Origin of the sequence: Arenibacter lacus, assembly GCF_008711145.1 — a bacterium.
GTDB classification, from domain to species: Bacteria; Bacteroidota; Bacteroidia; order Flavobacteriales; family Flavobacteriaceae; genus Arenibacter; species Arenibacter amylolyticus.
In genome coordinates this window covers 1-907 of the sequence record NZ_VVIN01000194.1, presented here as the reverse complement: position 1 = coordinate 907, position 907 = coordinate 1, and the positions used below count along the sequence as shown (strand labels likewise).

General features: G+C 43.0%; 1 protein-coding gene. It reads right to left on the bottom strand.

Going from position 1 to position 907, the window contains the following annotated elements; genetic code table 11:
* Positions 1-114: 114 nt before the first annotated feature.
* The coding region (locus F1E73_RS17125) for an OmpA family protein (protein ID WP_150452678.1) at positions 115-907 on the bottom strand (793 nt) is incomplete at its 5' end.

Genomic DNA, 907 nt, shown 5'->3' with positions numbered 1-907 from the left:
GGTCCATTGAAAAATGAAACCATAACTGGTGTTTGTATTTTAAGAATACCTCCTAACCTAATTTCTCAATACTTAACGAGTCTGCAGGGCGGAAAGTTAGAAGTAAGGCTCTAATTAGAAGCTTAACACTTCAAATTCTGATCTTCTATTTTCTTTATGTTTGGACTCTGGGCAGTACTTAGTGCCATCACAGTCGTTCAACAACTGCTTCTCACCAAATGCTTCGCCTTGTAGTCTGCTAGCATCTACTCCTTTTTCGTTTACTAGATAATCGATGGTGTTCTTCACCCTTCTCTCGGTAAGCTTCATATTGTATTCCTGAGAACCTCTAGAATCAGCATGAGAGCTAACTTTTAAGGTAACACCTGGATTGGCCTCCAAGATTACCACTAGCTTATCCAATCTTTCCTTTTCTGCTTTGCTCACCCAGGCGGAATTAAAAGCGAAACTTACATTACCTACGTCTTTCACCTGCTGCTTAATAGTAGCTCTTCGTTGGTTTTCGGCATCTCTTTTTGCCTTCTCCTCAGCAGCTAAACGCGCCTGCTCCTTCTCCCTTGCCAATCGCTCTGCACGTAAACGAGCCTCTTCTTCCGCTTGCTTTGCTGCGTTGATGGAATCGGTGATTCGCTGCTGCTCATTAATCAAAGCTTGTTTTTCTAATCCTCTTTTAGAGAGTCCTTTTTCTATACCAAAACGATATACAACTCCGGCATGGTGCTGCAAGTGGTTACCAGCGTCACCCATACCCCATTTTCCAGAGCTACTAAAGTCTAAACCTACGCGATCTGAAAACCAAGTTCTAAATCCGACAACGGCATTATAGGTCCCCATATCTTCACCATTGGCTCTAGTGTACCCTAGTCCGGCCCCTACATAAGGATCAAAGAAACCAGTTTCTCCAATT